Below are 1,495 nucleotides of genomic sequence, written 5' to 3'. Positions count from 1 at the left end.
GAGCGATACATATGAAAATTACTATTTATTTCGGAAGTCATGAAGATCAAGATGTTCGTACTATGGACTGTCATTTAGATGTAGAAGATACAGAAGAGATTGTTTCTGTATCATAATATAAATTGTAGGGATGAACCCTCTTCCCTACAGCGTTTAAGGCACCCTTTACAGGTGTCTTTTTTGTTGTTTTTTTCGTCAAAAACCCTTTACTTTATAGCGTTTTAATAGTAAAATATAAATATACGAACAAACGTTCTTTTTATTTTAATTGTACATGAAGGGATGATTTTAACAATGGTTCCATTAAAGCGCAGAGGAAGAAAAAAGCAAGCACCTATTATTTCAAATACAGGCTTTATCGGCTCTGTCTTTATTGATACATTGGAGTTACAAAAGAAATCCTATTATTTCGCTCGTAAAAAACTTCAAATTGTTCATCACGTATTAGATGGTCTCTCTGGAGCAACAAGTGCTTTATTTAAAGAACATAACATTTCAGCATACATGTCATGTGTGTATTTACATAAACAAAAGAAAATTGGCTTTGTTCTTTCAACGAAACCATTTGAACAAAGTGATGGCGTTGCTTATTTTGTCAATTATTTAATCGAAAAGAATTTTTACGGCGGCCATGACGAAGATGTAGAATATCAAGAAGTATTTAATACAGGTTTTATCGGTGTAGTATTCGCTGATTTATGTAGTATAGATCGCTTTAATTTCGAGTTTGAAATGGGTATGCTAACGAAATTAATGAAAGATATGATTATTCCGGTTAAAGAACTCTTTTTACGCCACAATGTACCGGCTTACATCTCCACTTCTCATTTAGAAGAACAAAACAAATTAGGTTTCGTTTTATCTGTAAAACCGTATGATGAACGTGCAGAAGCAGATTTATATTTTGAAGCGTATTTAAAAGAGCGCGGGTTATTTATTGGTGATGAAGAAGATGATATTGATAAGATTGTTATTAGAAAAACAGCTGAATTACGATAGAAAAGCGCAGGATGCTGATCCTGCGCTTTTTAAGTTACGTTAAACACTATAATCTTTTGAATGAATTTCTAAATTTAACTTATTTGCTAAAATTTTATTCAAAATAAAAAATACAATCCCCCCTGCAATAGGAAGCGTGTAGGCTGGAATGAAATTTAATAATAGTCCTGATATTGCAAGTGCTATTGGCTGCATTATTTTACCTAAGCTTAATCCAATACTAAGAACTCTTCCTCTATATTCTTCAGGAATCTCATTTTGCATGAAATACATTAAAGGAATATCAATTTGTGCTATCATAAATCCTAAAAAGAACATAATCATGCAATACGTAGTAACATATACCAAATTATTTACTACAATAGGTTTAAATAAAACAGGTATTCCTGAAACTATCATAAAAATTGCCAACATAAAACTTATTTTTTTCAATAGATAAGAATAAGAAAAACAATCAGTTATCTTTTTTACTAATATTGCACCAACTATCATACCT

General features: G+C 31.0%; 1 protein-coding gene and 1 pseudogene. One reads left to right on the top strand and one right to left on the bottom strand.

The genetic code is table 11. The features are described 5' to 3' along the window. The first annotated feature begins 294 nt into the window (after positions 1-294). On the top strand, positions 295-999 hold the full coding sequence (locus ABWK52_RS24825; protein WP_098541873.1) for a hypothetical protein: 705 nt from the start codon (positions 295-297) through the stop codon (positions 997-999). Between the two features lie 39 nt (positions 1,000-1,038). On the opposite strand, the pseudogene ABWK52_RS24820 reads toward ABWK52_RS24825, so the two are convergent. Then, a pseudogene (locus ABWK52_RS24820) lies at positions 1,039-1,495 on the bottom strand (MFS transporter); the annotation flags it as partial.

This window comes from Bacillus sp. AP50 (assembly GCF_040492675.1).
In the GTDB taxonomy this organism is placed as follows: domain Bacteria; phylum Bacillota; class Bacilli; order Bacillales; family Bacillaceae_G; genus Bacillus_A; species Bacillus_A cereus.
Note: the sequence above shows the minus strand (reverse complement) of the source record. Positions and strands in the feature narration are given on the sequence as shown.